At 61.7% G+C, this 26,047-nt stretch carries 19 protein-coding genes, 2 pseudogenes and 1 riboswitch; of the genes and pseudogenes, 11 read left to right on the plus strand and 10 right to left on the minus strand.

Translation table 11 applies throughout. The annotated features are described in order from the left end of the window. Positions 1-145 precede the first annotated feature (145 nt). Positions 146-1,324 carry an alpha-hydroxy acid oxidase gene (locus tag NOX35_RS05575; RefSeq protein WP_182285904.1) on the plus strand — a complete coding sequence of 393 codons (1,179 nt, stop codon included), beginning with the start codon at positions 146-148 and terminating at the stop codon, positions 1,322-1,324. A 55-nt stretch (positions 1,325-1,379) separates the two neighbouring features. On the opposite strand, the gene NOX35_RS05580 is transcribed toward NOX35_RS05575, so the two are convergent. The 3 genes from NOX35_RS05580 to nhaA all read right to left on the minus strand — a co-directional run bounded on the left by NOX35_RS05580 (position 1,380) and on the right by nhaA (position 4,817). Beyond that, on the minus strand, positions 1,380-2,138 hold the full coding sequence (locus NOX35_RS05580) for a tetratricopeptide repeat protein (RefSeq protein WP_256496012.1): 759 nt from the start codon (positions 2,136-2,138) through the stop codon (positions 1,380-1,382). A gap of 43 nt (positions 2,139-2,181) precedes the next feature. Continuing rightward, positions 2,182-2,985 (minus strand): tetratricopeptide repeat protein, encoded by an 804-nt coding sequence (locus NOX35_RS05585; RefSeq protein WP_182285906.1) that lies wholly within the window; start codon positions 2,983-2,985, stop codon positions 2,182-2,184. Positions 2,986-3,428: 443 nt separating this feature from the next. After that, positions 3,429-4,817 carry a Na+/H+ antiporter NhaA gene (gene nhaA, locus NOX35_RS05590; RefSeq protein ID WP_182287110.1) on the minus strand — a complete coding sequence of 463 codons (1,389 nt, stop codon included), beginning with the start codon at positions 4,815-4,817 and terminating at the stop codon, positions 3,429-3,431. 351 nt (positions 4,818-5,168) lie between these two features. On the opposite strand from nhaA, the gene NOX35_RS05595 reads away from it, so the two are divergent. Beyond that, entirely contained in the window at positions 5,169-6,101 is a 933-nt protein-coding gene (locus NOX35_RS05595; RefSeq protein ID WP_182285907.1) for a DMT family transporter, read from the plus strand. Between the two features lie 136 nt (positions 6,102-6,237). Here the strand turns inward: NOX35_RS05595 and NOX35_RS05600 are convergent, their stop codons facing one another. Continuing rightward, complete coding sequence (locus tag NOX35_RS05600) at positions 6,238-7,581, minus strand: amino acid permease (RefSeq protein ID WP_256496889.1); 1,344 nt, start codon at positions 7,579-7,581, stop codon at positions 6,238-6,240. A 186-nt stretch (positions 7,582-7,767) separates the two neighbouring features. Further along, positions 7,768-9,036: a D-amino acid dehydrogenase gene (locus NOX35_RS05605; protein ID WP_256496013.1), complete on the minus strand. Its 1,269-nt coding sequence runs from the start codon at positions 9,034-9,036 to the stop codon at positions 7,768-7,770. 171 nt (positions 9,037-9,207) lie between these two features. Further along, a riboswitch (glycine riboswitch) is annotated at positions 9,208-9,307 on the minus strand. Positions 9,308-9,850: 543 nt separating this feature from the next. On the opposite strand from NOX35_RS05605, the gene NOX35_RS05610 reads away from it, so the two are divergent. The 5 genes and pseudogenes from NOX35_RS05610 to NOX35_RS28750 form a co-directional block, all read left to right on the plus strand. After that, positions 9,851-11,371: an amino acid permease gene (locus tag NOX35_RS05610; RefSeq protein ID WP_256496014.1), complete on the plus strand. Its 1,521-nt coding sequence runs from the start codon at positions 9,851-9,853 to the stop codon at positions 11,369-11,371. A gap of 199 nt (positions 11,372-11,570) precedes the next feature. Continuing rightward, a complete protein-coding gene (gene dinB, locus NOX35_RS05615; protein WP_232538241.1) occupies positions 11,571-12,788 on the plus strand; it encodes a DNA polymerase IV in 1,218 nt (405 codons plus the stop codon). A gap of 136 nt (positions 12,789-12,924) precedes the next feature. Further along, on the plus strand, positions 12,925-14,481 hold the full coding sequence (locus NOX35_RS05620) for a PAS domain-containing methyl-accepting chemotaxis protein (RefSeq protein ID WP_182285911.1): 1,557 nt from the start codon (positions 12,925-12,927) through the stop codon (positions 14,479-14,481). A 74-nt stretch (positions 14,482-14,555) separates the two neighbouring features. Next, positions 14,556-16,916 (plus strand): hypothetical protein, encoded by a 2,361-nt coding sequence (locus NOX35_RS05625; protein ID WP_182285913.1) that lies wholly within the window; start codon positions 14,556-14,558, stop codon positions 16,914-16,916. A gap of 130 nt (positions 16,917-17,046) precedes the next feature. Beyond that, a pseudogene (locus tag NOX35_RS28750) lies at positions 17,047-17,323 on the plus strand (methyl-accepting chemotaxis protein); the annotation flags it as partial. 150 nt (positions 17,324-17,473) lie between these two features. Here NOX35_RS28750 and NOX35_RS05635 read toward each other — a convergent pair. The 5 genes from NOX35_RS05635 to NOX35_RS05655 are packed head-to-tail and all read right to left on the minus strand — an operon-like array spanning position 17,474 to position 23,662. Further along, positions 17,474-18,688, minus strand: coding sequence for a CaiB/BaiF CoA-transferase family protein (locus tag NOX35_RS05635; protein WP_256496015.1), 1,215 nt, complete (start codon positions 18,686-18,688; stop codon positions 17,474-17,476). A gap of 3 nt (positions 18,689-18,691) precedes the next feature. Next, on the minus strand, positions 18,692-19,897 hold the full coding sequence (gene pcaF / locus NOX35_RS05640; RefSeq protein WP_182285915.1) for a 3-oxoadipyl-CoA thiolase: 1,206 nt from the start codon (positions 19,895-19,897) through the stop codon (positions 18,692-18,694). Beyond that, a complete protein-coding gene (locus NOX35_RS05645; RefSeq protein WP_256496017.1) occupies positions 19,894-21,450 on the minus strand; it encodes a 3-hydroxyacyl-CoA dehydrogenase in 1,557 nt (518 codons plus the stop codon). The genes pcaF and NOX35_RS05645 overlap by 4 nt, the downstream gene beginning before the upstream one ends. After that, positions 21,450-22,706 (minus strand): CaiB/BaiF CoA-transferase family protein, encoded by a 1,257-nt coding sequence (locus NOX35_RS05650; RefSeq protein WP_182285920.1) that lies wholly within the window; start codon positions 22,704-22,706, stop codon positions 21,450-21,452. The genes NOX35_RS05645 and NOX35_RS05650 overlap by 1 nt, the downstream gene beginning before the upstream one ends. Before the next feature lie 8 nt (positions 22,707-22,714). After that, positions 22,715-23,662 (minus strand): tripartite tricarboxylate transporter substrate binding protein, encoded by a 948-nt coding sequence (locus NOX35_RS05655; RefSeq protein WP_182285921.1) that lies wholly within the window; start codon positions 23,660-23,662, stop codon positions 22,715-22,717. A gap of 63 nt (positions 23,663-23,725) precedes the next feature. On the opposite strand from NOX35_RS05655, the gene NOX35_RS05660 reads away from it, so the two are divergent. The 4 genes and pseudogenes from NOX35_RS05660 to NOX35_RS05675 all read left to right on the plus strand — a co-directional run bounded on the left by NOX35_RS05660 (position 23,726) and on the right by NOX35_RS05675 (position 25,664). Next, entirely contained in the window at positions 23,726-24,763 is a 1,038-nt protein-coding gene (locus NOX35_RS05660; protein ID WP_182285923.1) for a LysR family transcriptional regulator, read from the plus strand. A gap of 162 nt (positions 24,764-24,925) precedes the next feature. Beyond that, a pseudogene (locus tag NOX35_RS05665) lies at positions 24,926-25,227 on the plus strand (transposase); the annotation flags it as partial. Between the two features lie 11 nt (positions 25,228-25,238). Continuing rightward, positions 25,239-25,421, plus strand: a complete 183-nt coding sequence (locus NOX35_RS05670; RefSeq protein WP_182285925.1) for a hypothetical protein — start codon at positions 25,239-25,241, stop codon at positions 25,419-25,421. 18 nt (positions 25,422-25,439) lie between these two features. Then, complete coding sequence (locus NOX35_RS05675; RefSeq protein ID WP_182285927.1) at positions 25,440-25,664, plus strand: transposase; 225 nt, start codon at positions 25,440-25,442, stop codon at positions 25,662-25,664. Positions 25,665-26,047 lie beyond the last annotated feature (383 nt).

Raw genomic sequence — 26,047 nt, forward strand, 5'->3', positions numbered from 1 at the left:
CTTGCATACCTAGCATTAGCCCTTGATTTTCCCTCGCTGCAGAAAATTTCAAAACCGGCATAAATCACTTCAAACCATAGTGAACTGCCGATGACGGCGATGAGGGCTACCATCGGGTTCAACTCCAATTACAAGGCTAGAAGTCGTGAGCGATCTTTCCAAAATCACCTGTATCGAAGACCTGCGTGTGGTGGCCAAGCGTCGTGTACCGCGCATGTTCTATGACTACGCCGATTCGGGTTCGTATACCCAGGGCACGTATCGGGCCAACGAAGACGAGTTCCAGTCAATCAAGCTGCGTCAGCGTGTGGCCGTGAACATGGAAGGGCGCAGCACGCGCACGACGATGATCGGCGAGGAGGTCGCCATGCCGGTGGCGATTGCACCCACGGGCCTGACCGGCATGCAGCATGCCGATGGCGAGATTCTTGGAGCCAAGGCCGCCAAGGCCTTTGGCGTGCCGTTCACGCTGTCCACCATGAGCATCTGCTCGCTGGAGGACATCGCCGAGCACACGGATCGCCATCCGTTCTGGTTCCAGCTCTATGTGATGCGCGACAAGGCCTTCATGGAGCGCTTGATCAATCGCGCCAAGGCGGCCAACTGCTCGGCGCTGGTGGTGACGCTGGACCTGCAGATCCTGGGTCAGCGGCACAAAGACATCAAGAACGGCCTGTCCACCCCGCCCAAGCCCACGCTGGCAAACCTCATCAATCTGGCGACCAAGCCGCACTGGTGCCTGGGAATGCTGGGTACCAAGCGCCGCAGCTTCGGCAATATCGTCGGCCATGTGGATGGTGTGGGCGATGTGTCCTCGCTGTCGTCCTGGACGGCAGATCAGTTCGATCCGTCACTGAACTGGAGCGATGTGGAATGGATCAAGAAGCTCTGGGGCGGCAAGATCATTCTCAAGGGCGTGATGGATGCCGAAGATGCGCGCCTGGCAGCGCAAAGCGGTGCTGACGCGCTGGTGGTCAGCAACCATGGTGGCCGTCAGCTTGACGGCGCGCCTTCTTCGATTGCAGCCTTGCCGTCGATTGCAGAGGCTGCGGGCAAGGACATCGAAGTCTGGATGGATGGCGGCATTCGCAGCGGTCAGGACGTGCTCAAGGCCCGCGCACTGGGTGCGCAAGGCACGATGATAGGCCGCAGCTTCCTCTACGGTCTGGGGGCCTATGGCCAGGCCGGCGTGAGCAAGGCGCTGCAGATCATCCACAAGGAGCTGGACACCACCATGGCCTTCTGCGGGCACACCAATATCAACCAGGTCGGCAAAGAGATTCTGTTGCCCGGCACCTATCCCAAACCGTTTGCAGTGATCTGATCCGTGTTGTCGGCGGCTTGCTGCGCTGCAAGCCGCCGCGACCTCTGGCCGGAGGTCAGGAGTTGCCGGCCCTGGGCTTCCACTCCTGCACCTGCTGCTGGATCTTGGCCCGTTGCGCCGGCTTCAATTTCTTGGCAATGATTTCCTGCTGCTTGGCCGAATCCTTCTCGCCATCCCTGGCTGCCAGCAGCGCCCAGAAATAGGCCTGGGGCCAGCTTTGGCTGACACCGCGGCCCAGGGCATACATGGAGCCCACGTTGAACTGGCTATTGGCATCTCCTTGCTCTGCCGCAATCATGTACCACTTGAAGGCCTCCTTGCTGTCTTGCGCCACGCCACGGCCATGGTCGTACATATAGCCGAGATTGCTCTGGCTAGAGACATGGTTTTGTGCCACGGCAAGGCGATACAGCCTGACGGCTTCTTCCGGGTTCTCAGCCACGCCACGACCGTCGTCATACATCACGGCGAGGTTGAACAGGCCATCGACATCGCCTTGTTCTGCCGCCAGGCGATACCACTTGACGGCCTCTTCATCGCTTTGTGGCACGCCGCGTCCGCGGCCGTACAACAGGCCCATATTGGCCTGGCTTTCGGCGTGGCCCTGCTTTGCGGCCAGCATGAACCACCTGGCAGCTTCGTCATCATTCTTGGGGCCACCGCGGCCCGTGAGATAGACCGCCGCGAGCTTGAACTGCGCCTGGGCATCGCCCGCCTGGGCTTTTTGCAGCAGGTCGGCCGATTGCGCGATGGCCAGAGGGCAGGAGAGCAGCAGGGCGGCTGCGCAAAGAAGATGGCTGAATTGCTTTTTCATGGATCGCCTGTCGATAGGGAGTTATTGTTTCGAACGCGCAAATTCAGCGATTTGTCGTCTTGGGTTTCCAGGCACTGATTCTCTTGTTCAGGGTAGTGCGCTCTGCAGGCTTGAGCTTCTGTGCGACTGCATTGCGCAGCGACACCGTGCCCTCCAGGCCCTGGGCGGCCGCCAGGCAATACCAGAAATAGGCCTGAGACAGGCTGCGCTTGACGCCCCGGCCTTCCTCAAACATCGTGCCGAGATTGACCTGGGCCGTCGCATTGCCCTGCTCCGCGGCCAGGCCCAGCAGTCTGGCGGCCTCCTTCTCGTCGAGAGGCACGCCGCGACCGGTGGCATACATCACGGCGAGGTTGGCCTGGCCCGAGTCGTGGCCCTTGGCGGCCGTTATGCCAAACCATTTGGCGGCTTCCTGATCGCTTTGTTCCACCCCGCGGCCGCTGACGTACATCAGTCCCAGGTTGTACTGGGCATCGAGAAGGTTCTGCGCGGCTGCAAGCCGATACCACTTGACGGCCTCCCGATCGCTTTGCTCCACCCCGCGGCCGTCTTCGTACATCACGCCCAGATTGAACTGGCCGTTGGCCTCTCCCTGAGCTGCCGAAAGCCGGTACCACTTGACGGCCTCCTGGTCGCTTTGCTTCACGCCACGGCCGCGGTCATACATCAGGCCGAGATTGCTCTGGCTCAATGCATTGCCTTGTGCTGCCGCAAGACCAAACCAATGAGCGGCTCTCTCGTCGCTTTGCGCCACACCACGGCCTTCCACGTATATCTGGCCGAGATCCAGCTGTGCCTGTGCATCCCCCGCCTGTGCTTTATGCAGCAGGTCCGCTGGCTGAGCCATTGCCAAGGTGCTGGCAAGCAACAATGTGGCAGCGGAGTAAAGGTGAAGCTTTTTTTTGCATTTTTCCTGATGTTCTTGGGATAGATGAGCTGTGCCCGGCCTGCAACGGCAGGGCAGCCCATGACTTCAGGCTGCCCTGATGTCTTTCCCTGCATGCTCGGGCAGACCCACGGTTCAGCAGTCGGCAGAGCGAGAGCGCCGACCATCGGGCACTGCTGATTCACGCCGGTTATGGGCCTGGAGCCTCTGGAGCATCTGTCGGCGCCCTTCATGGCGCAGGCATTCCGATGTCCGGACTGTGGGCCGGAGCGAGGAGGCATTCTAGTCACCTGACAAGCAGCAGCAGCAGCCGCCAGTCGCTCATCGCGTCTGGCGGCTGCTGCTTGTTGATCAGGGCCGCTTGTCAGCCCCGAGCCCGACCGGGCATCGTGATCGGGAAGTGCTTATGCGTGCTGCAGGCGCTTGCGCATGGCAAAGCCATAGCCCAGTCCCAGCAAGGCTGCCATGGCCGAGCCTGCCAGAATGCCCAGCTTGGCTGCGCCCAGCAGCTTCGCATCCGCAAAGGCCAGGCCGCCGACAAAGATGGACATGGTAAAGCCTATGCCGGCCAGCAGGCCTACCAGCAACACGCCGCGCCAGTTCAGACCCTCAGGCAGGCTGCACAGCCCGCTCTTGACGGCCAGCCAGGTGCAGATGAAGATCCCCAGGGGCTTGCCCAGAACCAGGGCCACCAGCACGGCCATGGCGGTGGTCTGCGGTGCGGCAGCGCTCAGGTCTATGTCCGAGAACTGCACGCCGGCATTGGCCAGCGCAAAGATGGGCATGATGCAAAAAGCCACCCATGGATGAAGAATCATGGGCAGACGCAGAGCAGGCGGCAGCAGGTCGCGCTGTGCGAGCTGGGCAGCGCGCAACTGCTGCAGCAGATGTTGCGGATCGGGCCTGTCGCTGAGCATCTGCTCGCCGGCCTTGCGCATGGCCGTCTGTGCCGTTATCAGCAGCGGCATGGGAGCGGGGCGTACAAACACAGGCGTCATCAGACCCAGCACCACACCTGCCAGAGTGGGGTGAGCGCCGGTCTTGAGCAGGCCGAACCAGAGGATGGCTCCGGGCAGCACATACAGGGGCGCGGCGGCAATGCCCATGCGGTTGAACAGCAGCACCAGCAGCACGCCGGCTGCGGCGACCACAAAGCCCATGGCCTGCAGGCCGCCGGAGTAGAAGAAGGCGATGATGAGCACGGCCACGATGTCGTCGATGATGGCCAGGGCCAGCAGGAAGATACGCAGTGCACCCGGAATATTGCGGCCCAGCAAGGCCAGCACGCCCACGGCAAACGCGATGTCGGTCGCCGTCGGTATTGCCCAGCCGTTGAGCAGCGTCCTGTCGTTGCCCGCCAGGGCCACGTAGATGAGCGCGGGCACGGCCACGCCGCCGATGGCAGCGATCAGCGGCAGACTGGCCTGGCGCAGGCTGGCCAACGCGCCGTTGTGCAGCTCGCGCCGGATCTCCATGCCCACAACCAGGAAGAACACCGTCATCAGCACATCGTTGACGATGAAATGCAGATCGGTGCTGAAGCTCCAGGGGCCAAGCGTCAGCGCGACGGGGGCATGCCATAGTGCAAAGTAGCTTGGAGCTGCAGCGGAGTTGGCCCAGATCAGGGCTGCGGCAGCGGCCAGCATGAGCACCATGCCGGCAAAGGATTCGATATGCAGCAGGTGCGAGATTTGTGCCTGCACGCGCTCGGTCGCGGATTGCAGTGCGGGAACACGGGGTGAATTTGGGGATGCAAAAGGCGCAGGGGCCTGCACAAGTGTTTGTGGGTCCATGTGTCGGTAGGTGGCTGAAGTCGTGCGCTGAATGCGTTCTGCACCTGAGGCAATGCCTGCTGGTGCCGTCTGCACTGCTAGACGACTGGAGCGCTGGCGGCCCGACCTGCGCATGAACATTCACCTGCCATCGCCACCTCGTGCGGCGGGCACCCGGCCGAAATTGTAGCTAAAGATGCAGCAATGGTCTGGATTTGAGGTTATTTTGCCTGGGTGGAGACTTCGCCATCAGAACGGAAGCCGTTCGCACTTCACGTCGCCTCGGCTTGAGCGGGTGGACTGCACGAATCGCGTCAGCACCGTCCGGCAGCCAGCGCTATGCTGGCGCGCTAACAGAAAAGAAAGCGTCTCATGTCGGGCATAGGAATGGAATATTTGTGGGTGGGCGTGGTGCTGTTTGCGGCGGCGGCGCAGACGGTGCGCAACACGGCCCAGCGCTCGCTGACGGCTCAGGTCGGCACGCTGCCAGCCACCCTGGTGCGCTTTCTCTACGGCTTGCCGTTTGCCGCCATCTATCTGCTGGCGCTGTATGGCTTGGGCGATCCGTCCCAGGTGCTGCCGAAGTTCAGCGTCGCGTATCTGGGCTGGATTGCGCTTGGAGCCTTCTTTCAGGTCGCTGCCACGGCGGCCTTGCTGATGGCCATGAAGGAGCGCAACTTTGCCGTGGCGGTCACGCTGTCCAAGACCGAGGTGCTGCAGGTGGCCTTGTTTGCCGCCATGTTTCTGCACGAGCTGCCGACCCGGCTGGCGCTGCTGGCCATGGTGCTTGCCACGGTGGGCGTGCTGATGCTGTCGCTGCCGCCGCGCGGGCAGCTGTTCACGCTCTCGGCCTGGACCAGCAAATCCTCGGTCTACGGGCTGATCTGCGGCGCCTGTTTTGCGCTGGCCACCGTGGGCTTTCGCGGCGGCGCGGTCGAGATCGCAGCGCTGGGCGTGAGCTCGCCCTGGCTTTCCGGGGCCTGGGGCGTGCTGATTGCGCAGACCATGCAGTCCGTCGTCATGAGCGCCTGGATTGCCAGAACCCATGAGCAGGGCCTGCGCCCGATCTTCAAGGCCTGGCGCATCTCACTGCTGGCTGGCAGCATGGGCGCTGCGGCCTCGCTGGCCTGGTTCACCGCCTATGCCATGCAGGGGGCGGCTGCCGTGCGCACCCTGGGCATGGTGGAGGTGGTGTTCAGCTATATCGTCTCGCGCAAGGTGTTCAGCGAGAAGCTGTCGCTGACCGAAAAGCTGGGCATGGCGCTGATGATGCTGGGACTGGTGCTGATCTGTCTGCAGCTCTGATTTCAAGAGCTGCCTGCGCTTTCCATTGCTCATTTCTAAAGTGAAAAATCCTTTGAATGAAGCATGGAAGAGCACAAGAAGCTCCTGAATCAATCAGCGTATAGCCATGGCATCCACAGTGCGGCTGTGCTGCGCCTCAGGCGGCTTGCTGTTGCGCTTGCGCCAGGCGATGGCGCTGCTCGGGCTTGACCGCGTAGAGCCGGTAGCCAATCGTCAGCAGCGCAAACCACAGGGGCGCGATATATAGGGCCACGCGGGTGCTGGCATCCAGCGACAGGCAGACCAGCACCACGGCCAGAAAGGCCAGCACAAACCAGTTGGTGAACGGTGCGCCGGGCATGCGGTAGGCCACGGCTGCCGCATGACCCAGCCTGACGGCGCGGCGATAGCGCAGATGGGAAAAGACAATGATGCCCCAGGTCCAGACGGCGCCGATGGTGGCAATGCTGGTCACGTAGATGAAAGCCTCCTCGGGCACCAGATAGTTCAGCACCACGCCAAGCAGCATGAATGCTGCCGACAGAACAATACCGGCCGCAGGCACATGGCGCGCATTGACCCTGCCCAGCCTGGCGGGAGCCTGTTTGAATTGCGCCAGCGTATAGAGCATGCGGCCCGTGCTGAAGATGCCGCTGTTGCATGAGGAGGCGGCGGCAGTGATGACCACGAAGTTGATGATGCCGGCGGCGGCAGGAATGCCCAGCTTGTCGAAGACATGGACGAAAGGGCTCATGTCGGGGCTGAGTTCGTTCCAGGGCACCAGCGACATGATGATGATCAGGGCGCCGATATAGAAGATCAGAATGCGGTAGACGATGCTGTTGGTGGCGCGGGGCAGCACTTTCTCGGGCGACTCGGCCTCGCCGGCCGTCACGCCGATCAATTCCACACCGGTATAGGCAAAGCAGGCTATCTGCAAGGTGAAGACCACGCCCACCATGCCCACGGGTGCAAAGCCTCCATGCGACCATAGGTTGGTGAAGCTTGCCGTCTGGCCCAGCGGTCCCCAGCCCGTGGTGATGATGGCCACACCCAGCACCAGCGTGGCCACGATGGTCACGACCTTGATCAGCGCGAACCAGAATTCCAGCTCGCCGAAGACCTTGACCGCAATCAGATTCACACCCAGCAGCACGGCCAGGGTGGCGAGCGCCGGAACCCATTGCGGAATGGCCGGAAACCAGTAGTGGGTGTAGATGTCTATGGCCGTGAGCTCCGCCATGCCCGTCACCACCCAGGTGAACCAGTAGGTCCAGCCGGTGACGAATCCGGCCCAGGGGCTGACATAGGTTTCGGCATAGGTGGCAAAAGAGCCGGCCACAGGGCGGTGCACCAGCAACTCGCCCAGTGCCCGCATGATGAAGAAGATGGCCAGCCCCGCGATGGCGTAGCTGACCAGCAGCAGCGGCCCGGCCTTGTGGATCGCCTTGGCCGAGCCCAGGAACAGGCCCACGCCAATGGCACCGCCCAGGGCGATCAGCTAGATATGCCGGTCCTTGAGGCCGCGCTCCAGCTCCCCTGTCTGCTGCAGCGACTCCCCGGCTGCGCTTGGATGATTTCGACTCATGTTGTATGTCTCCGTTTGCCATTCACACGGCAACAGCTGCCCCTCACGGGGCGCTGCGGCTGCCGTGTCTGGCTTGTTGATGAGGTTTTCAGGTCGTGGTCAGGCGCTGGCGGTGGTCAGCTTGGCCGGCCGGGACTGCCTGCTGGCGCTGCCCATGGACTGCAGCACGAGGTCGCCGACCATGTCGGCGGTAACGGCCGACAAGGTCCAGCCCAGATGGCCGTGGCCGGTGTTGTAGAACACGCAGGGCTTGTTGCCAGGGCCCACGCGCGGCAGCATGTCCGGCATCATGGGACGCAGGCCCGCCCAGGGAACCACGCTGCGCGTGCTGACGCCCGGGAAGCACTGCTGCACCCATTCGATGAGAGGGCGGATGCGGTCGGCGCGGATGTCCTTGTTGTAGCCGTTGAACTCCGCCGTACCGGCAACTCGGAAGCGATCGTCACCCAGGCGGCTGGTGACCAGCTTGGTCTCGTCGTCCAGCAGACTCACCACGGGGGCTGCGGCGCGGCTGGCTTCGTCCGCCAGATTGACCGTGATGGAATAGCCCTTGACCGGATAGATGTTGACGCTGTCGCCGAGCTGAGCGGCCAGGGCGCGGCTGGCCGTGCCTGCGCAGACCACCATGGCGTCGAAAGTCGAGGTCTCGGTTGCCGGACCCTGGCGCACGGTCACGCTGGCCTGTTTGCCATTGCTGCTCACCGACACGATTTCCTGACCGTAGCGGCATTGCACGCCGTGTCGCTCACAGGCAGCGGCAAGGCCGCTGGTGAACTTGTGGATGTCGCCTGTGGAGTCGCTCTCGGTGAAGTAGCCGCCATAGAAGGTTCCGGACAGGGTCGGCTCGATGGAGCGCATCTCCTGCGGTGTCACGGCGCGGCGCTCCAGCCCGCCTTTGGCCAGCAACTGGGAAACCTTGCCCGCATGTTCAAAGCCTGCTCGGTCACGGTAGATATGCAGGATGCCTTTTTGCTTCAGATCGAAGTCAATGCCTTCGCGAGCCGCCCATTCGAACAGGTGCTCGCGTGCCGCAATCGCCAGCCTGGCGGTCTCCACGGTGTTTTTCTCATAGTGGGGGATGGCAGCGAGAAACTGGCAGAACCAGGAAATCTTGTGCCAGCTGGGCTTGGGGTTGAGCAGCAGCGGAGCATCGCTCTTGAGCATCCACTTGAGGCCTTTGACAATGGTGGACCAATGGGTCCAGACCTCGGCGTTCGAGGCCGAGAGCTGGCCGCCATTGGCGAACGAGGTTTCCATGGCGGCGTAGCGCTGTTTCTCGAACAGGGTGACGGAAAATCCGCGGCGAGCGAGAGCGTAGGCGGTGGTCACGCCCGTGATGCCACCGCCGATGACGGCGATTGTCTTCATGATTCAGATTCCAGAAACGTCAAGGGTGGAGCCCGTGCGCAACATGCGCAGCGGACGCCCCCTCTGTTCTGGACCTGAGAGATTCACGAGGCATGGCCTTGCGGCGCTGCTCGCTTGCTCCTTCGGTATGCCCGGCGGACGATGACGTCCGGACATTCTTCAGAGTGTGTGAAAGCGATGCCGATCCTTTGGCCTGAGAGTTTCCGGGGCGGTTGCTCCTTCGGCGCTGCATGCGCCAAGTTTGCGCTGCAGTCTCTCTCGGCATCACCGGGCTGAGAGCCTGTGGGCAAATGTAGGAAGAACGGCGGCGCCTGGATATACGGGTTTACTAGACTTCTGCGCCAGGGCCCAGTCATGGCTGATCATGTGGAGTCCACGCTATTTGATAGCGCTTTGCGTTTATCGTTCAAGGAAATATTGAGTATTTGTCTATGAAAATGAATTTATTCAAGCGCAGTGTGCTTCTAAATTCATAGCGATAGACGCTGTCAAGTGCCGCCGAGCAGCCCCAGAGTCAGCCCCTGCATTGGCATGGCGGGCCATGGCCGGCGGTGGATTTGGGCAAAATATCGTCTTTGCCTGTCAATGGGCCCGGCGATATCACCGCTTTGCCATTGAAGCGCCCGACTGGGGTGGCTGCCGATTCAGGATGCGACTGGCCTATCCGCCATGGCGTTCTGCTGTCATGGCTTCGTTCCTTTGTCCTTGTTGCCCGCGACCGTCATGGTCGCCTTTTTGCGTTGCCTGTCGCAGCGCCTGCGGGATGGTTGGGTGTTTTGTCCGGATGGGCGCAAACCATTACAACAAGACATTTATGTCCCAACCCAACTCAAGCCAGCAGCTCGCGCCGACTGGCGATGGTGACGATAAGCAGCCCCGCTTGCACCGGGTGCTCAAGCAGCGCCACCTGAGCATGATCGCCATTGGCGGCGCCATCGGAACGGGCCTGTTTGTGGCCTCCGGCTCGGCCATCGCCCAGATCGGCCCCGGCGGAGCCGTGCTCACCTATCTTCTCATCGGCATCATGGTGTACTACATCATGACCAGCCTGGGTGAGCTGGCTGCCTTCATGCCGGTGGCCGGCTCTTTCTCTACCTATGCCTCGCGCTATGTGGATCGCGGCTTCGGCTTTGCGCTGGGCTGGAACTTCTGGTTCAGCTGGGCCGTGGTGGTGGCGGTGGACCTGGTGGCCTCGCAACTGGTCATGGCCTACTGGTTTCCCAATGTGCCGGGCATCCTCTGGAGCGGCCTGTTCCTGCTGCTGATGGTGGGGCTGAACGCGTTTTCCGCGCGCGGCTTTGCCGAGGCCGAGTACTGGTTCGCACTGATCAAGGTGCTGGCCGTGGTGGCCTTTCTGATTACCGGCGTGCTGATTCTGTTCGGCATCATCAGCAACGGCCATGTGCCCGGCTTCGAGAACTGGACCACGGGCGATGCGCCATTCGTCGGCAATTTCGCGACCTTTGTGGGCGTGGCCATGATCGTGGCCTATTCCTTCCAGGGCACGGAGCTGGTGGGCGTGGCGGCGGGCGAATCCGAGAACCCGCGCGAGAACGTGCCGCGTGCGATTCGCCAGGTGTTCTGGCGCATCCTGCTGTTCTATGTGCTGGCGATTGTCGTCATCGGCTTTCTGATTCCCTATACCGATCCGCAACTGCTGCGCACTGATGTCGCCGATATCGCCGTGAGCCCGTTCACGCTGGTGTTCCAGCACGCAGGCCTGCTGTCGGCTGCTACGGTGATGAATGCGGTGATCCTGACCTCGGTGCTGTCCGCCGGCAACTCGGGCATGTATGCGGCCACGCGCATGCTCTACAACATGGCAACCGAGGGCAATGCGCCGCGCATCTTCTCCCGGCTGACCCAGAACGGCGTGCCGCTGGTGGCCTTGATCGGCAGCACGCTGGTCGCCAGCCTGTGCCTGTTTTCCTCGCTCTACAGCCCGCAGGCCGTTTATATCTGGCTGCTGAATCTGGCCGGCATGACGGAGTTCATCGTCTGGCTCGGCATTGCCGTCAGTCACTACCGCTTCCGTCGCGGCTATGTCATGCATGGCCACGATGTGGGCCTGCTGCCCTACAAGGCCGGCGCCTTCCCCTTCGGCCCCATCTTTGCCTTTGTGCTGTGCCTGGTGGTGACGCTGGGCCAGAACTATCAGGCCTTCCTGGAAGATCGCATCGATTGGGGCGGCGTGGTCTCGACCTATCTGGGCATTCCGCTGTTCCTGCTGTTCTGGCTGGGTTACTGGCTGGTCAAGCGCAAGACCTGGGTCAGCTATGCCGATATGCGCTTTGACGAGCTCGAAGACATCAAGCAGGGCAAGGTTTCGTCCTGAGGCGGTTTGAGCCTTTCCCCTCTCTGTTCGGGAGGGGATAGCAGCAGGGCCGGGGGCTGGCGCTGCTTGCTGTTTCCTGGTGCCTGTGTGCCTGTTTGACGCATGGCTGCCGTCTCTTGCCAGCGCAGGCAAAATCGGCACTGTGAGCGATCTTCCCACCAGCCCCGAGCCCAGACCCAGGCGCATAGCGCATCTGGACATGGATGCGTTCTACGCCTCCGTGGAGCTGCTGCGCTACCCGCAGCTCAAGGGGCTGCCGGTGGTGATCGGCGGCGGGCGGCGCAGCTTTGACGAAGAGCTGCTGGCGCGGCATGCGGGGCGGCCGCTGTCCGAGATCCCGGTGGCGGACTTTCCTCTGCTGCGCGACTACACGGGGCGCGGCGTGATCACCACGGCCACCTATCCGGCACGGCAGTTCGGCGTGGGCTCGGCCATGGGCATGATGAAGGCCGCCAGACTGTGCCCGCAGGCAATTCTTCTGCCCGTGGACTTTGGCGAGTACCGGCGCTTTTCCCGGGCCTTCAAAGAGATCATCGTGTCGATTGCTCCGCTGATGGAGAACCGCGGCGTGGACGAGGTCTACATCGACTTCACCGACGTGCCCGGCGGCCAGCGCGAAGGCGGACGCGTGCTGGCCCGGCTGATCCAGAAAGCTATTTTCGATGCCACGGGCCTGACCTGCTCGGTCGGTGTGGCTCCCAACAAGCTGCTGGCCAAGATGGCCAGCGAGTTCAACAAGCCCAACGGCATCTCCATCGTCCAGCCCGAAGATCTGCAAAGCCAGATCTGGCCGCTGGCCTGCCGCAAGGTCAACGGCATAGGACCCAAGGCCGATGCCAAGCTCAAGAGCCTGGGCATAGAAACGATTGGCGATCTGGCCGCGCAAAGCCTGCCGCAGCTGCTGCACTGGTTTGGCAAAAGCTATGGCCACTGGCTGCACGAGTCGGCCTGGGGGCGGGACGAGCGTGCCGTGGTGACCGAGAGCGAGCCGGTTTCCATGAGTCGCGAAACCACCTTCGAGCGCGATCTGCATGCCGTACGCGACAAAGCCGAGCTGGGCGCGATCTTCACGGACCTGTGCGAGCGTCTGGCAGAGGATCTGAAGCGCAAGGGCTATGTGGGGCGCACCGTGGGCATCAAGCTGCGCTATGACGATTTCAGGATCGCCACGCGGGACCAGACCCTGAACCTGCCGATACAGGAGGCGGCAGCCATCCGCCTGGCCGCGGGCCAATGCCTCAAGCGCGTACCGCTTGGCAAGCGCATCAGGCTGCTGGGGGTCAAGGTCTCGGGCCTGATTGCCGAGCAGCTCTGGCAGGCAAGTGCCGGCGATCCTGCGGCTCGCGAACTGCTGCTCAGGCCTCATGGTTTGACCTCGGTCAAGTATTCGGATCCATATACCGCATCTCTGTTCTGAGCTTGGGGCCACGGGAATCATCGCTGTGCGATGATTCAATTGTGAATTTGTGTATCTGGTTAACCAGCTGCCTACGGTATGCCTGATGCTCACTCTCGAACAAAAACTACATAGGCCTATTGGAGGAGTGCAAAGCATGCGCCTGAACCTGCCGGTATCTCAACAAAACTACGACTTTCCAGGTGACGAGCTGCTGGTCTCCAGCACCAACACCAAGGGCGAGATCACTCATTGCAACCCGGCCTTCGTGCGCGTCAGCGGCTTTGCCTACGAAGAGCTGATCGGCCAGCCGCACAATCTGATTCGCCACCCCGACATGCCGGCCGCTGCCTTCAAGGATATGTGGCGCACCATTGCCCATGGCTATCCCTGGACGGCACTGGTCAAGAACCGACGCAAGAACGGTGACCACTACTGGGTGCGCGCCAATGTCACGCCCATCATGGAGGGCGGCAAGCCAAGCGGCTATCTTTCGGTGCGTACCAAGCCTTCGGCCAGGGAAGTGGCTGAAGCCGAAGCGCTGTACGCGCGCATGCGCAACGAGGAAAAGCAGGGGCAGGCCAGCTTCCGCCTGCGCGCGGGCGCGGTGCGTCGTCTGGGGCTGATGGGCTGGTGGGATGGTCGCAAGGATGTGGGCCTGGTGGCGCGCATGGCCTGGTTGCTGGCCATCATGGCCTTGACCGCCATGCTGCCCGATATGCTGGGTTGGCAGGGGGCAGCTGCCTGGGGCTGGCGTGCTGCAAGCCTGGTGGTGGGCGGCGGATTCGTGCTGTGGCGCTTTCAACGGCGCTGCGTGGCGGGACTGGAGGAAGCCAGCAGCTTTGCGGCCGATGTGGCTGCCTGCAATCTGAGCACCGAATGCAGCCAGAGCTACAGCGGTGCCGTGGGGGCGCTGATGCTGAGGCTGCAGCAGATTCAGATCAATCTGCGCGCCGTGGTGGGCGATGTGCGTACCGAGGTGCAGGGCTTTGCCCAGACCGCCCATGAAATCGCCCAGAGCAGTTTCGATCTGGCGGGGCGTACCGAATCGCAGGCCTCCAGCCTTCAGCAGACGGCGGCCTCGATGGAGGAAATTTCGGGCACCGTGTCGCAGACGGCCGATACGGCACAGTTCATGGCCGGTGCCAGCGACGAGAGCAGCAAGGTGGCCAGCCGCAGCGGCGCGGCCATCAGCGAAGTGGGACTGGCCATGGAGCATATCCGCGGCTCCTCCACCCGCATGAGCGAGATCATTGGCGTGATCGAGAGCATTGCCTTCCAGACCAATCTGCTGGCCCTGAACGCGGCCGTTGAGGCGGCGCGTGCCGGCGAGCAGGGGCGCGGCTTTGCCGTGGTGGCGGGCGAGGTGCGGGCACTGGCCCAGCGCAGTGCCGAGGCGGCCAAGGAAATCAGCGTGCTCATCAACCGCACGGTCGATGGCATCAATGACGGAAATGCGCGCATGCGTGCTGCGGGTCAGACCATAGACGGCATGGCGCAGGCCGTGGACAAGGTCGGCTCCCTGGTGCACCAGATCAGCATTGCCACGCGCGAACAATCGATAGGCATCTCGCAAGTCAACGAGGCCGTGGCCAAGCTCGACTCGGTGACCCAGCAGAATGCGGCTCTGGTGGAGCAGTCGACCAGTGCCGCGCAATCGCTGCGCCAGAGTGCCAGGACGCTGGAGCGTTCGGTGGACGTGTTCCATCTTTAGGCTTTTGCCACATTGCTCTGAAAAGGCAGCCGCTGAGCTGCCTTTTTCACATCGGCTTTCGGTAGGATTGCGGCATGAGTGTTGTGCTGACCCTGATCGCCATTGCGGCGCTGGCCCTGTGTTTGCTGATCTGGCTGATATCGCGTTTGCGCGAAGACGCGAGAGCGGCATCGTCTGGAACTTCCGAGCAGGAGGCTGATCAGCCTGCGGGCCAGGCCAGAGCCCAGTCGGAGGCGGCGGCGCAGATACCCTCCGGTCAGGAGCTTTCGGCGCAGGCGGATACGGCGTCCGAGGCCAGCAGGGATGTGAACTTTCGCCCCCAGGGCGAGCGCGGCATGGGCGGTCCCATCTATGGCGATGTGCTGTGCGCGGACGGCGTCTATCTGCCCCATGTCTGGGAGATGGACATGCACACCTCCTATGACGGGCGCTGGCTGCGCACGGGCTTTTATGACAGCGAGGCCGCCCATCTGGTCGACCGCAAATCACGTCGCAGCTGGGTGATCAGCAAGCCGGAAGGCGAGCTGCTGGATGCCATCCACTGGCGCATGCCGCGCTGGAGTGGCGAGAGCATCAACGAAAGCGGCATTGCCGACGATGCGCATGTGATCATGTCCGATGCCAGCTTCGAGGCCTGGTTGGGCGAGCATATGGCCGCGCAGCCGCAGCCCCTGCTGCAGGTGGTGGATCTCTGGGTGCCGGCCGACTGCCTGCCTGCCGAAGTCGCCCGGCCCATGCCAACGCTGCCACAACCGGCTCAGCCCACCTCGGTGCCGCCGGTGGCGCTGCAGCGCCACTGGCCGGCTTCGCTGCGCAAGCTGCGCTACCCCATGGCTCCGCTGCAGAATCCGCACTGGCAACTGATGCTGGGTGAGGCCGCCCAGCCTTGGGTGCTGGACGAAAGCCACAGCATGGTCTGGCGTGCCGATGCCCAGGCCTTTGCGCTCTATGCCTACCCCACACAGGGCGATGCCAGCCAGGCCAGCCTGCGGCTGGCTGTCTGGACCATGGAGCGAGGCTGGCAGCAATGGCCGGAGTTGATGCCCGAGGACCGCAAACCCTGGGCGCTGGGCCTGCCGGATCCTGAGCCGCCGAGCGAGCCGCAAGCGCCAGCGGTTTTGCCGCTGAGCTGGCTCAATGAGCTGCTGCTGCAGAAGGTGCAGCTCGATACGCCCGAGACCGAGCGCCTGCACGATGGCACCAGCATCAGCTGCGCCATGAGCGAGGTGGATGTCTGCGCTGCCCATCAGCGCGATGGCCTGCCCATCATCAAACCCTCGCTGCCCGTGAGTTTCGACTGGCTGCGTGATCCGGCGCAGCCGGCGCTGTGGCGCGCGCAGAGTGAGCCGCTCAAGGGGCAGCGCCTGATCTGGACCCTGTCCAAGCCCGCCAGGGAGGAGCTTGGCGAAACGGCGGCCTACAACCTGCAATGGGGCGAGCGCCATCTGCCCGGAACCTGGGCACTGGAACACGTGATCGTGCAGGGACGCTGGGCGATTCTCATGCCGCATGGTCGTGCCCCGATTCGCGGTGGCAGCGGCAGCCTGCAGGTCTGGGACGGGGAGCGCCTGCAAAGCGTGGACCTGCCCTGGCCCGTGGTGCGGCTGGCCGCTGTTCCTTCCGTCAAGGGCGGCATGGCCGCCCGCATGCGCGTGCTGGCGCTGACGGCCAGTCTGGCGGACAAGGACTGGGACCCCGCCACCGCATCCTGGCGCTGGCCTTTGCAGTCTGTATCGGCCAGCCATCTGGCAAGACCCGACTGGCGTCCGCTTTACTCCGAGCGCGAACTGGCGCCCGACGCGCAAGGGCGCTGGCAATTGCTGCCGCGCTGGCGCGAGGTGAGACAGATTCAACACCCTTGCTCCGACGGCGACTATGTCTGGCGTGACGAGGTGCGCGGCGACACCGTCTGGTGGTGGGGCGGCGTGAACGAGCGCGTCAACCACTATTGGCAGCATGATGAACCTCGCAAGGACGGCGTGATCATGACGCGCAGCGGTCTGGCATTTTGCGGTGTCGGGCCCTGCGCCTGTCCCCATCCTTCAGGCGAAGGCTGGGCCTTGCTGGAGCCTGTGGAGACACGTTATGGCGAGCCGGGGCAGTGGCAGCTGCACTGGCTCAACCCCGTGGAAAAGGAAGTGCGCACGCTGACTCTCAAGGCGCGCATGCCGGTGCTGCAGGGCTGGGATGCCCAGGGCCTGCATTGGCAGGATTTGCCCTTGCCCGATGCTGAGCTGCAGCAGGGCGAGGCGAACGCGGCCTACAAAGCACGGGCAGAGCCGGCCGCGCCGCGCCAGCTGGTGGTGGCGCAGACCTGGCAGCGTGCTGCCGTCGAGCCCCTGCGCCAGGGCATGAACGGGCTGTGGCTGCGCATTCAGGATCTGCGTTATGCCGAGGCTTTGCTGGGGCAGGATGACTGCCCATGGAAGAGTTGATCCCCCTGAGCGGGACGGCAGCCTTGCCGCGGGGCGGCCCTTGCTTGGGTCGTGCCGATGCTACTGGCGTGCCGTACGCACATTGGCGGGCAGGGCGCCCGGGCGGCTGGTGCGGAAGGGGGGTGATGTCCAGGCCGCCAGCCTGCAGCAGACGGCAGCCTCGATGGAAGAGATATCAGGCACCGTGGCGCAGACCACCGACACGGCCCAGCTTATGGCCCATGAAAGCGACCAGAGCGGCCAGGGCGCTGGCAGGAGCGGCGCCGCCATCCCGAGCGGGCGCAGCCATGGAGCCCATCCGCGGCTCCTCGCGCCGCATGGACGAGATCATCGGCGTGATCGAAAGCACTGCCTTCCAGGCCAACCTGCTGGCCCTGAATGCCGCCGTCGAAGCAGCACGCGCAGGTGGCTAGGCTTTAGTAATCTTCCTGTACATCACAGACCTAGCCAACCAGCAGAACCTGCCTGCGCATGTAGAAAGCGATTCAGGCAAGATAGGTTCCGCCGTCCACCGCGTTCAGCGAAAGCTGCGTCAACGCTAGCATCGAGTCTGTGTGCTACGCCCAGTCCTTCAGCACCTCGCCCGTGTGAGATCCAACAACCGGAGACGATTTGACAGGAGGATTGGGAGTGCTTTGGAATCGTGGCACAGCGTCGGGCATTCGGATGGAACCGAAATCTGGATCCGGCGCGGCAGCAATGGAGTTTCGAGCGATGAAGTGTGGGTTGGCAAACACATCCTCGATCGTGGCAACTTGCGCGAATGCAACGCCTGCACGCTCAAATTCAGACGAGATCGTTGCTAGCGATTTGGTGGCGCACCATCCGCCGAGGATCTCGTCGAGGTCGTCTCGACGGTCGATTCTTGCCACATTCGTGTTGTACCGCGGATCGTCGGGTAGTTTCGGATGCCCAAGCACTGCACAAAGCTTTGCGAACTGATTGGGGCTATTGGAGATGACGGTGACCCATTTGTGATCTGACGTCGCAAAAATACCTCCTGGAGCGCTGTGTGCGGGTGCGTTTCCCGTGCGCGATCGGACGTTTCCCGTCTGGTCGTACTCCGCCACCATCACGTCCATGATGCGCAGCAACGCATCGGACAGTGACAGGTCGACGGTTTGTCCTGGCGCACCAGCCCTCTTCGCAAGAAGCGCGGAAACGGCACCAAGCGCTCCAAACAAGGCTCCAATTGCATCGGCAACGGCAACGCCGGGGTGCAACGGCGACCCCTCGGCCGTTCCGCATAGGCTCGCAAATCCGGTCATAGCTTCAAAGACGCGGCCAAACCCAGGGCTCTGACTCAAGGGCCCAGCCTGTCCAAATCCCGTCACGCGAAGAATGATCAAAGACGGATTCGCTTCTAAAAGCCGATCTTCAGAGAGACCCCACCGATCCAGGGTGCCTGGCTTGAAGTTCTCGATCAGAATATCCACGCCCGGCAGGATGCGGTTTAGGGCGTGTTTTCCCTCCGGCATCTGCAGGTCGAGCAGCATTGAGCGCTTGCCGCGATTGACCACTTTTTCCCAAAGCGATATTCCCTCCTTCAGCGGTGCAAGATCCCGGATTGGATCGGAACGTTCCGGTGACTCGACCTTCACGACATCAGCGCCAAGGTCTGCCAGAAAAGCCCCGATCCAGGGGGCAGCAACCATCGTTGAAAGGTCGAGGACGCGAACCCCCTTCAACGGACCGGCTCCGGCAGTTCGAGCGCCACGGTGGTCTTGGGAAGTGGCGTTCTCTGTCGCTAAGCGATATTGCTGCTTGTCCATGACTCAGACTCTTTCAATCAAAAGTGCGATCCCCTGGCCGACTCCGATGCACATGGTGCAAAGAGCGTATCGCGCTGAGTGGACCATCAGTTGATTGACCGCAGTGGTGACAAGGCGCGCTCCACTTGCACCCAGAGGGTGACCCAGTGCGATGGCCCCTCCGTAGCGATTGACCCGGGGATCATCATCGTCAAGTCCAAGCCCGCGCATGACGGCGAGGCCTTGCGCCGCAAAGGCCTCGTTGAGTTCGATCACCTCGATCTGGTCCAAGCTCATTCCTGCAAGCGCGAGAACCTTTTGCGTCGCGGGCAAAGGTCCCATGCCCATCAATCGCGGCGCCACCCCCGCTGTAGACATCGCCACGATGCGAGCGCGTGGTTGCAGGTGGTGTGCGGCGATGGCCGAATCGCTGGCAATGATCAAAGCGCAGGCGCCATCGTTCACACCGCTCGCATTCCCGGCAGTCACGGTTCCTTCAGGGCGCACGATGCCTCTGAGCCTGGACAACGCTTCAAGGGACGTAGAACGGGGATGCTCATCGCGCGTGACAACCACGGCGTCCCCCTTTTTCTGTGGGATGACCACCGGTACGATCTCTGCGTTGAAGAATCCTTGCTCCTGCGCAGCCAAGGCACGTTGCTGGCTCCTCAACGCCATCAAATCCTGTGCTTCACGTTCGATACGAAATTCCAGGGCGACGTTTTCTGCCGTTTCCGGCATTGTGTCGATGCCGAATTGAGCCTTCATCAGCCTGTTCACGAAACGCCAGCCGATCGTGGTGTCGTAGACCGCGTTGTCGCGACTGAAGGCGGAACCCGCCTTGGGCATGACGAATGGTGCTCGACTCATGCTCTCGACGCCACCCGCAATCATCAGGTTGGCTTCACCGGCTTTGATAGCTCGTGCAGCGGTCCCGATAGCATCCAGTCCCGACCCACACAGCCGATTGACCGTTGAACCTGCAACATCGACAGGTAAGCCACCTAGGAGTGCAGCCATTCGGGCAACGTTCCGATTGTCCTCCCCGGCCTGGTTGGCACAGCCGTAAATGACGTCGTCAACGGCTGCCCAGTCGACACCGCTGTTGCGTTCGATCAATGCCTTGATGGGAATGGCGCCGAGGTCGTCGGTTCGGACGGTCGACAGCGCACCGCCGTAGCGGCCAATGGGGGTGCGAACGGCGTCGCAGATGTAAGCAGAATTCGTCATGCGACTTGCGATATAGAGGTTGCCGGGGTGGATCTGACTTCAGGAGATGACAAAGGCAGCTTCAGCTGCGCGCGCCTTCGAAGCCACGAGGAGGCGCGGTACCTCGGATCACCTGTGCTGCCATGCACGCAATCCAGCACTTCAAGGATCCGTGCTGGCCCGATTCTGTCGGCCCATTCGAAGGGACCAAAGGGATGCCCCAGGGCAAGTCGGATAGCTGCATCCACGTCGGTCGGCGCTGCGACCCCTTGCTGAGCGATCTCGCACGCCAGATTGACGATGCAGGCGATCACGCGTGGAGCAACGTAGCCAGGGGTGTCTGCGATTGCAAACGTGGGAACTCCGCGCGATGCGAATGCCGCTTGCACCTGTTGCAGCACCCCGGGCTCCGTTGCCGGGCATGACATTACTGTCACACCACGGATGGAGCTGAAGAAAGGATCGACAGCGATGACTTTTTGAGGGTTCGCCTCACCGGCACTTGCCAGCGTCGAGAGATCCGAGCACGCTGGCGAACTCACGATCACTTCAGCGGTTTCGGCATCCGTTTCCGGCCAGTGGGCTTCAAAGAGTGCTCTGACAGCAGCTGTCGGCTCCGCGGGTCCTTTTCCCGCACTCCATCGAAGTGCTTTGCCCTCACGGCCAGTAAAGATGTCCGGTGGTGCAATTCGGGCACCGCCGCTCGTGTAGTCATAGAAGCCACGTCCTGACTTGCGGCCGAGCAGTCCTCCGTTTAGCCTGATCCTTGCAACTGCCGCAGGCCTATAGCGATCGTCACCATAGTACTGTTGAAAAATGGCTTCGGAGGCAGGCAGGGAAACGTCGAGTCCCGTCAGGTCCATTAGTTCGAATGGGCCCATGCGAAAACCGCCGCAATTGCGCAGGAGCGCGTCGAGAACGTCGTGGTTCGCACACTTGTCAGCCAGCAAACGAAGTCCTTCGGTGACGAATGCACGACCGATATGGTTGACCACGAAACCGGGCGAATCTTCGACGGAAATGGCCCGGTGGCCGAATTCGTTGGTAAGGCTCAATAGCCGGTCGATGGTTTGCGGCGACGTTCGCACCGCCCGGATGACCTCGGCAAGTTTCATGCGCGGCACCGGATTGAAAAAGTGCCAGCCAGCGACTCGCTCGGGATGTTCGCACGCGGCAGCGATCTCCGTCACGCTGAGTGAAGACGTGTTGGTGGCCAGGATGCATTTTTCGTTGACGACGGATTCCAAGCTGGCAAAGAGTGAACGCTTTGCCTGCACATCCTCGATGATGGCTTCTACGATCACATCGCAGTCTGCAAGCTCGCCGAGCGTTGCGGGCAGTGTCAACCGGGCCACAGCGCGCTGGACGTCGCTTGGCGTCAGGGCGGCCTGTCTCACTCGTTTTGAGAGACTGTCCTGAATGAGTTCGACGGCTCTAAGCGCTGCTCCATCGGCCGCATCGAAAAGTCGTACCCGAAAGCCCGCAGCGGCTGCGGTTTCAGCGATGCCGCGACCCATCGCACCCGCGCCGATCACGCCGATTGTTTCCGTTCGCTCCGTCAATTGATGTGTCATCACGTCTCCTGCATCACTGGGGTTTCTGGCATCGCTATCTTTACGATGTGATTTCTAGCCAGGGACTCGATTTCGGCCTCCCCGTACCCGACCATGGCCAGCATGCTCCGTGTGTCCGCACCGACTTCTGGCGGTGCGACGGTCCGGGAGCGCCCGGCCTCAAGCATGTCGTACGGCAGTCCGAAACTCTGGTAACCGGCTTCCTGCTCGTTCGAATCGACGTCGATCAACATGCGACTCTTCGAGAAATCGGGGCCAGCCAAGACCTCGCTGTAGCTGCGCACGGCACCGGCAACGATGTTGTTATCAGCAAGCAGATTGATCGCTTCGTCGGTCGTCAGCCTCTGGAATGCGGTACTCAAAGCCTGCTTCATAGCCGACCTGTTCGCCACCCGCAACTCGTTCCGGCAAAAACGTGGGTCGTCAGCCAGTTCTGGCATGCCCAGCACTCTGCAGAGCCGCTGCCAGTGCGACTCGATGTAAGCCGACACCACGATCTGACCGTCCGCCGTTTGCATCAAGTCGGCTGCCGGTGCATTGAGTGGTTGCCCCTCGCCTGTGCGAAACGGCTGGACGCCGCGTACGAGATAGTCACTCCACGTGGGGAGCTGCAAGTGGAGTGCGACCTCTAGCAAGGAGATATCGATCGTCTCACCGCCGCCAAAACGCTCCTTGCGAAGCAGCGCAGCCAGTACAGCCTGAGCTGCGAGCTGGGCTGTCGCGGTATCCACGATCGGTGCGCCGACTTTTTGAGGTGAACCGTTCGGGTCTCCGGTCAAAGACATGAGACCGCTCTCCGCCTGGGCGGCTATGTCATACCCGGCACGTGCATTGGAGGGACTTTCGGCAGGGAATCCGGTGATCGAGCAATAGATCAGCGAAGGATTCTCTTTGCGCAAGGCTTTCGCGCCAAGTCCTAGACGATCTGCTGCGCCTGGCCGAAGATTCTGGATTACCACGTCCGAGGAGGCGATAAGCCTCACAGCAGCCTGCAGCCCATCGCGCGTGCGCAAATCGATCGCAACGGACTTCTTGCTTCGATTGAATGACCGCAGCATGGCATTGCCGTAATGTCCGGCGTGCCGCGCCATGTCACCTTCCATTGCTTCGATCTTCACGACCTCGGCACCGAGATCTCCCAGGGTCATTGCTGCGCCTGGACCGGCTATGTAGTTCCCGATCTCTACAACGCGAATGCCATGAAGAGGAAGTGTAGAGCCGCTGCCATGAGCGGCACTGATATTTGCGAGGGTCATGGAGCTTCTCAGTCGAGCTTGATGTTCGCGCGTTTGATGATGTCGGCGAACGTCTTGTGCTCAAAATCGACTCGCTGGCTCACTACTGCCGGCGCATCGGGTGCCGGCTCGAAGCCCAAGGCTTGCAGCCGTTCAATGACTTCAGGCTTGCGCAGGGATTCGTTGAGGGCTTTGTTGAAGGCTGAAATGGCGGCAGGTGCTGTGCCGCTCGGCGCCCATATCGCGAAATTTGAAGGAAAGTCAAAGTCCTTGATGCCTGCTTCAGCGAGCGTCGGAACGTTCGGCAACCTGGGGGAGCGCTTTGACGTCATGACCGCGAGCGCCCGAAGCTTGCCATTTTCGATGAACGGCAGGTATGGACCGATGTTGTCGAAAGACACTTGCACGATACCGCCGATGAGGTCGGTGATCAGTGGGGAACTTCCTCGGTACGTCGCACCCACCATCTTTGTGCCCACCGCCGCGGAAAACAATTCGGCGTTGATCTGGCTCAGCGTCCCTGCGCCGGCGGTTCCGTAGTTCAAACCTCGAGGCGTCTGCTTCGCATAGGCAATGAATTCCTGCACGTTCTTCACAGGCATCGAAGCATTGACCATGATCGCAGTCGGAAGTCTTGCGACCATGCCCACAGGAGCCAGGTCCTTCTTTGGGTTGAAGCCCGCAGCACGTTCAATCGCGAGGTTGATCGCTAATGGCGTCGTTCCGTTGAAGAGCATTGTGTTGCCGTCAGGTTGCGCCGATGCGACGAATGCACTGCCGATGTTTCCGCCTGCTCCTGAGCGGTTGTCCACAATGATGCTGCGCTGCATAACTTCGGCCATCGACATCGCAACGATGCGCGCAACTACGTCGGTCGCGCCACCTGGAGCGTAGGGAACAACGAGCTTGATCGGGGATGGTGCGCTGAACGCCAGACCAGGCGCAGCGGCTGCCAAGCTGGTCGCGGCAGCAGTCATGAGAAGGCTTCGACGGTGCATTGATGTCTCCGTTGGTTTACTTGTGCTTGAACTTTAGAGTTGATGCAAAATTCCGAAAAGTGCATTATTCGAAAACATCATTTACCAAATGGAATGAATGAAGAATCGCTGACAAAGCTCCTCCTGCGCAAGTTGCGCCTTCGGCACTTTGAACTGCTAAGTGTGCTCAGTGACTCGGAAAGCCTTCGCGTCGCGGCCGAGCGTCTTCATCTGAGCCAGCCGGCGATCAGCAAGATGCTCAAGGAAATTGAGAGTGCGTTTGGGGGCACGTTGTTCGCACGCTCGAAGGCCGGGTTGAAACCGACGCCCGCGGGAGAGGTGGCGGTGCGACAAGCGCAGATCCTTCGAAGCGAATTACAGGTCACCGCTGGTGCGGTACTGGCGGCGTTTGAAGGCAAGCGCAGAGTGCTCAGATTGGGCAGTTTGACCGTGACATCGATTGTTCCAAAGGCCATCGGCCACTACCGAGAACTGATCCCAGGGGCAAAAGTCCAGATCCGTGAGGCCAGCGTCGATGTTCTTCTCAGGGATCTGCTTGAGAACAATATCGACTGTGTTGTCGGAGCCTTGCCTTTGGACGTTGCCAGTTCTTCACTGGTCGAGGGTCTTGAGGTCACACCTGTCTCGCGGGATTGGATCTGCATGGTCTGCTCCCCCGAGCATGCCCTGGCAAGGCGGCGTAAAGTCTCATGGCAGGAAGTCTTTGAGTTCGACTGGGTCCTTCCTCCTTCCCACACGATGCTGCGCCAGATGTTCGTCGCTGCATGCCTTCAGCGTGGGTTGGAGCCGCCATCCGCAACGATCGAGTCGATGTCTCCGCTCACACTGACACAACTGCTGAAAACCGATCGCTCGCTGATCGGCGTGATGCGCAGAGAGCAACTTCGTGGCGAAACAAGCCCGTCGAGCCTCCGAGTCCTGCCAGTCGAGTCGCCCATCGAGTTGCCAACACTGTCTTTCATCACCAAGCGCTCAGGCTCTCCTCTGCCTGTCGCTGTTCAGACTTTTTTTAGATCCATAGAAATGGCTGTTGCTTGCGAGGCGACTCCTCATTCAAAAGAATGGATCAAGAAAGCTTGATGAGAAAGGCGAGGGCTGCTCTGTAGCTGTCGGCCATTCGATGACGAAGAGGCTCCTTGCTGCGCAGGGGCCGGCGCCCATAGATGACTGTTGTGTGTCACCGATGGGCTTTGTTGGGCTTTGTTGCACAAAGACGGTCGCCCATGCTGGTAGCCTGGGCACATGACTGAACCCAAGGGCGTCAAGTCCCGCTACAAGACTACCCACTGGGCCGAGTACAACGTAGCCCTGAAGTCCCGAGGGGCCCTGACGATCTGGCTGGACAAAACATGCCGTGGTACGCGAGCGCCAGTGGCAAACGAGGCCGGCAGCAAGGATTCAGCGATGCGGCCCTCCAGTTCTGTCTAAGCATCAAATGCCTGTTCGGACTGGCCCTGCACCAAAGCCTGGGCCTGATGCAAAGCCTGCTGCGCCTGGCCAAACTGGATTGGCGGATGCCCGGGTTCAGCACCATCAGCCGCCGCTGAACCGCACCGTGGTTGAGCTGGTCAAAGAAACCGGCATCAACGCCGTCACCCTGCGCACTTGGCGTGATGCAGTCCGTCAGGAAGGGTGCTGCGTGCCCGCTGACAAGCCCAGGGAGCGCTGGAGCAGCACCAAGAAATTACAGGCAGTTCTGCAGACAGCGCCGCTCAGTGAAGAGGAGATCGCGACTTAGTGCCGAACCAGGGGCATCTTGCCCGAGCAGCTGCAGCAATGGCACCAAGCCTGTGAACGGGCCAACGGCGGCGCAGCTCCTGTACATGAACAGGACCCTGTGATCAGCTCTGACACGCAGCAGCAGCTACGCAATCTCGAGCGGGAACTGCAGCGCAAATCCGAGGCGTTGGCGGAGGCAGCAGCGTTGCTGGTTCTCAGAAAAAAGGCGGATGCGATCTGGGGCAGGGACGAGGACGTCTGATCAATACCCAAGATCGCAAACAGGCCATGGAGTTGATCGACGAAGCCATTGGCGGTGGTGCCCGGCACGGACAGCCAACAAGCTCGGCGAAGCCGAACGTCAGCCTGTGCTCGATGTCGCCAATCGGGCCGACTGCGCCAGTCTCACGCCACACCAGATCGTGCCCAAGCCGGCCGACTAGGGCCTGCATCTGGCCAGCGAATCGACGTTCTACCGCGTGCTCAGGGCTGCAGGCGTGAACCGGCGACGGGGACGCAGCAAAGCGCCGGTGGCGCGGCCCTTGACCACGCACTGAGCGGATGCACCCAAGCAGCTGTGGAGCTGGGACCACCTGGATGCCAGGCACCGTCAAGGGCCGCTTCTTCTACTGGTACATGGTCAAG

The organism is Comamonas sp. C11, from assembly GCF_024496285.1.
In the GTDB taxonomy this organism is placed as follows: Bacteria; Pseudomonadota; Gammaproteobacteria; order Burkholderiales; family Burkholderiaceae_C; genus Comamonas; species Comamonas testosteroni_F.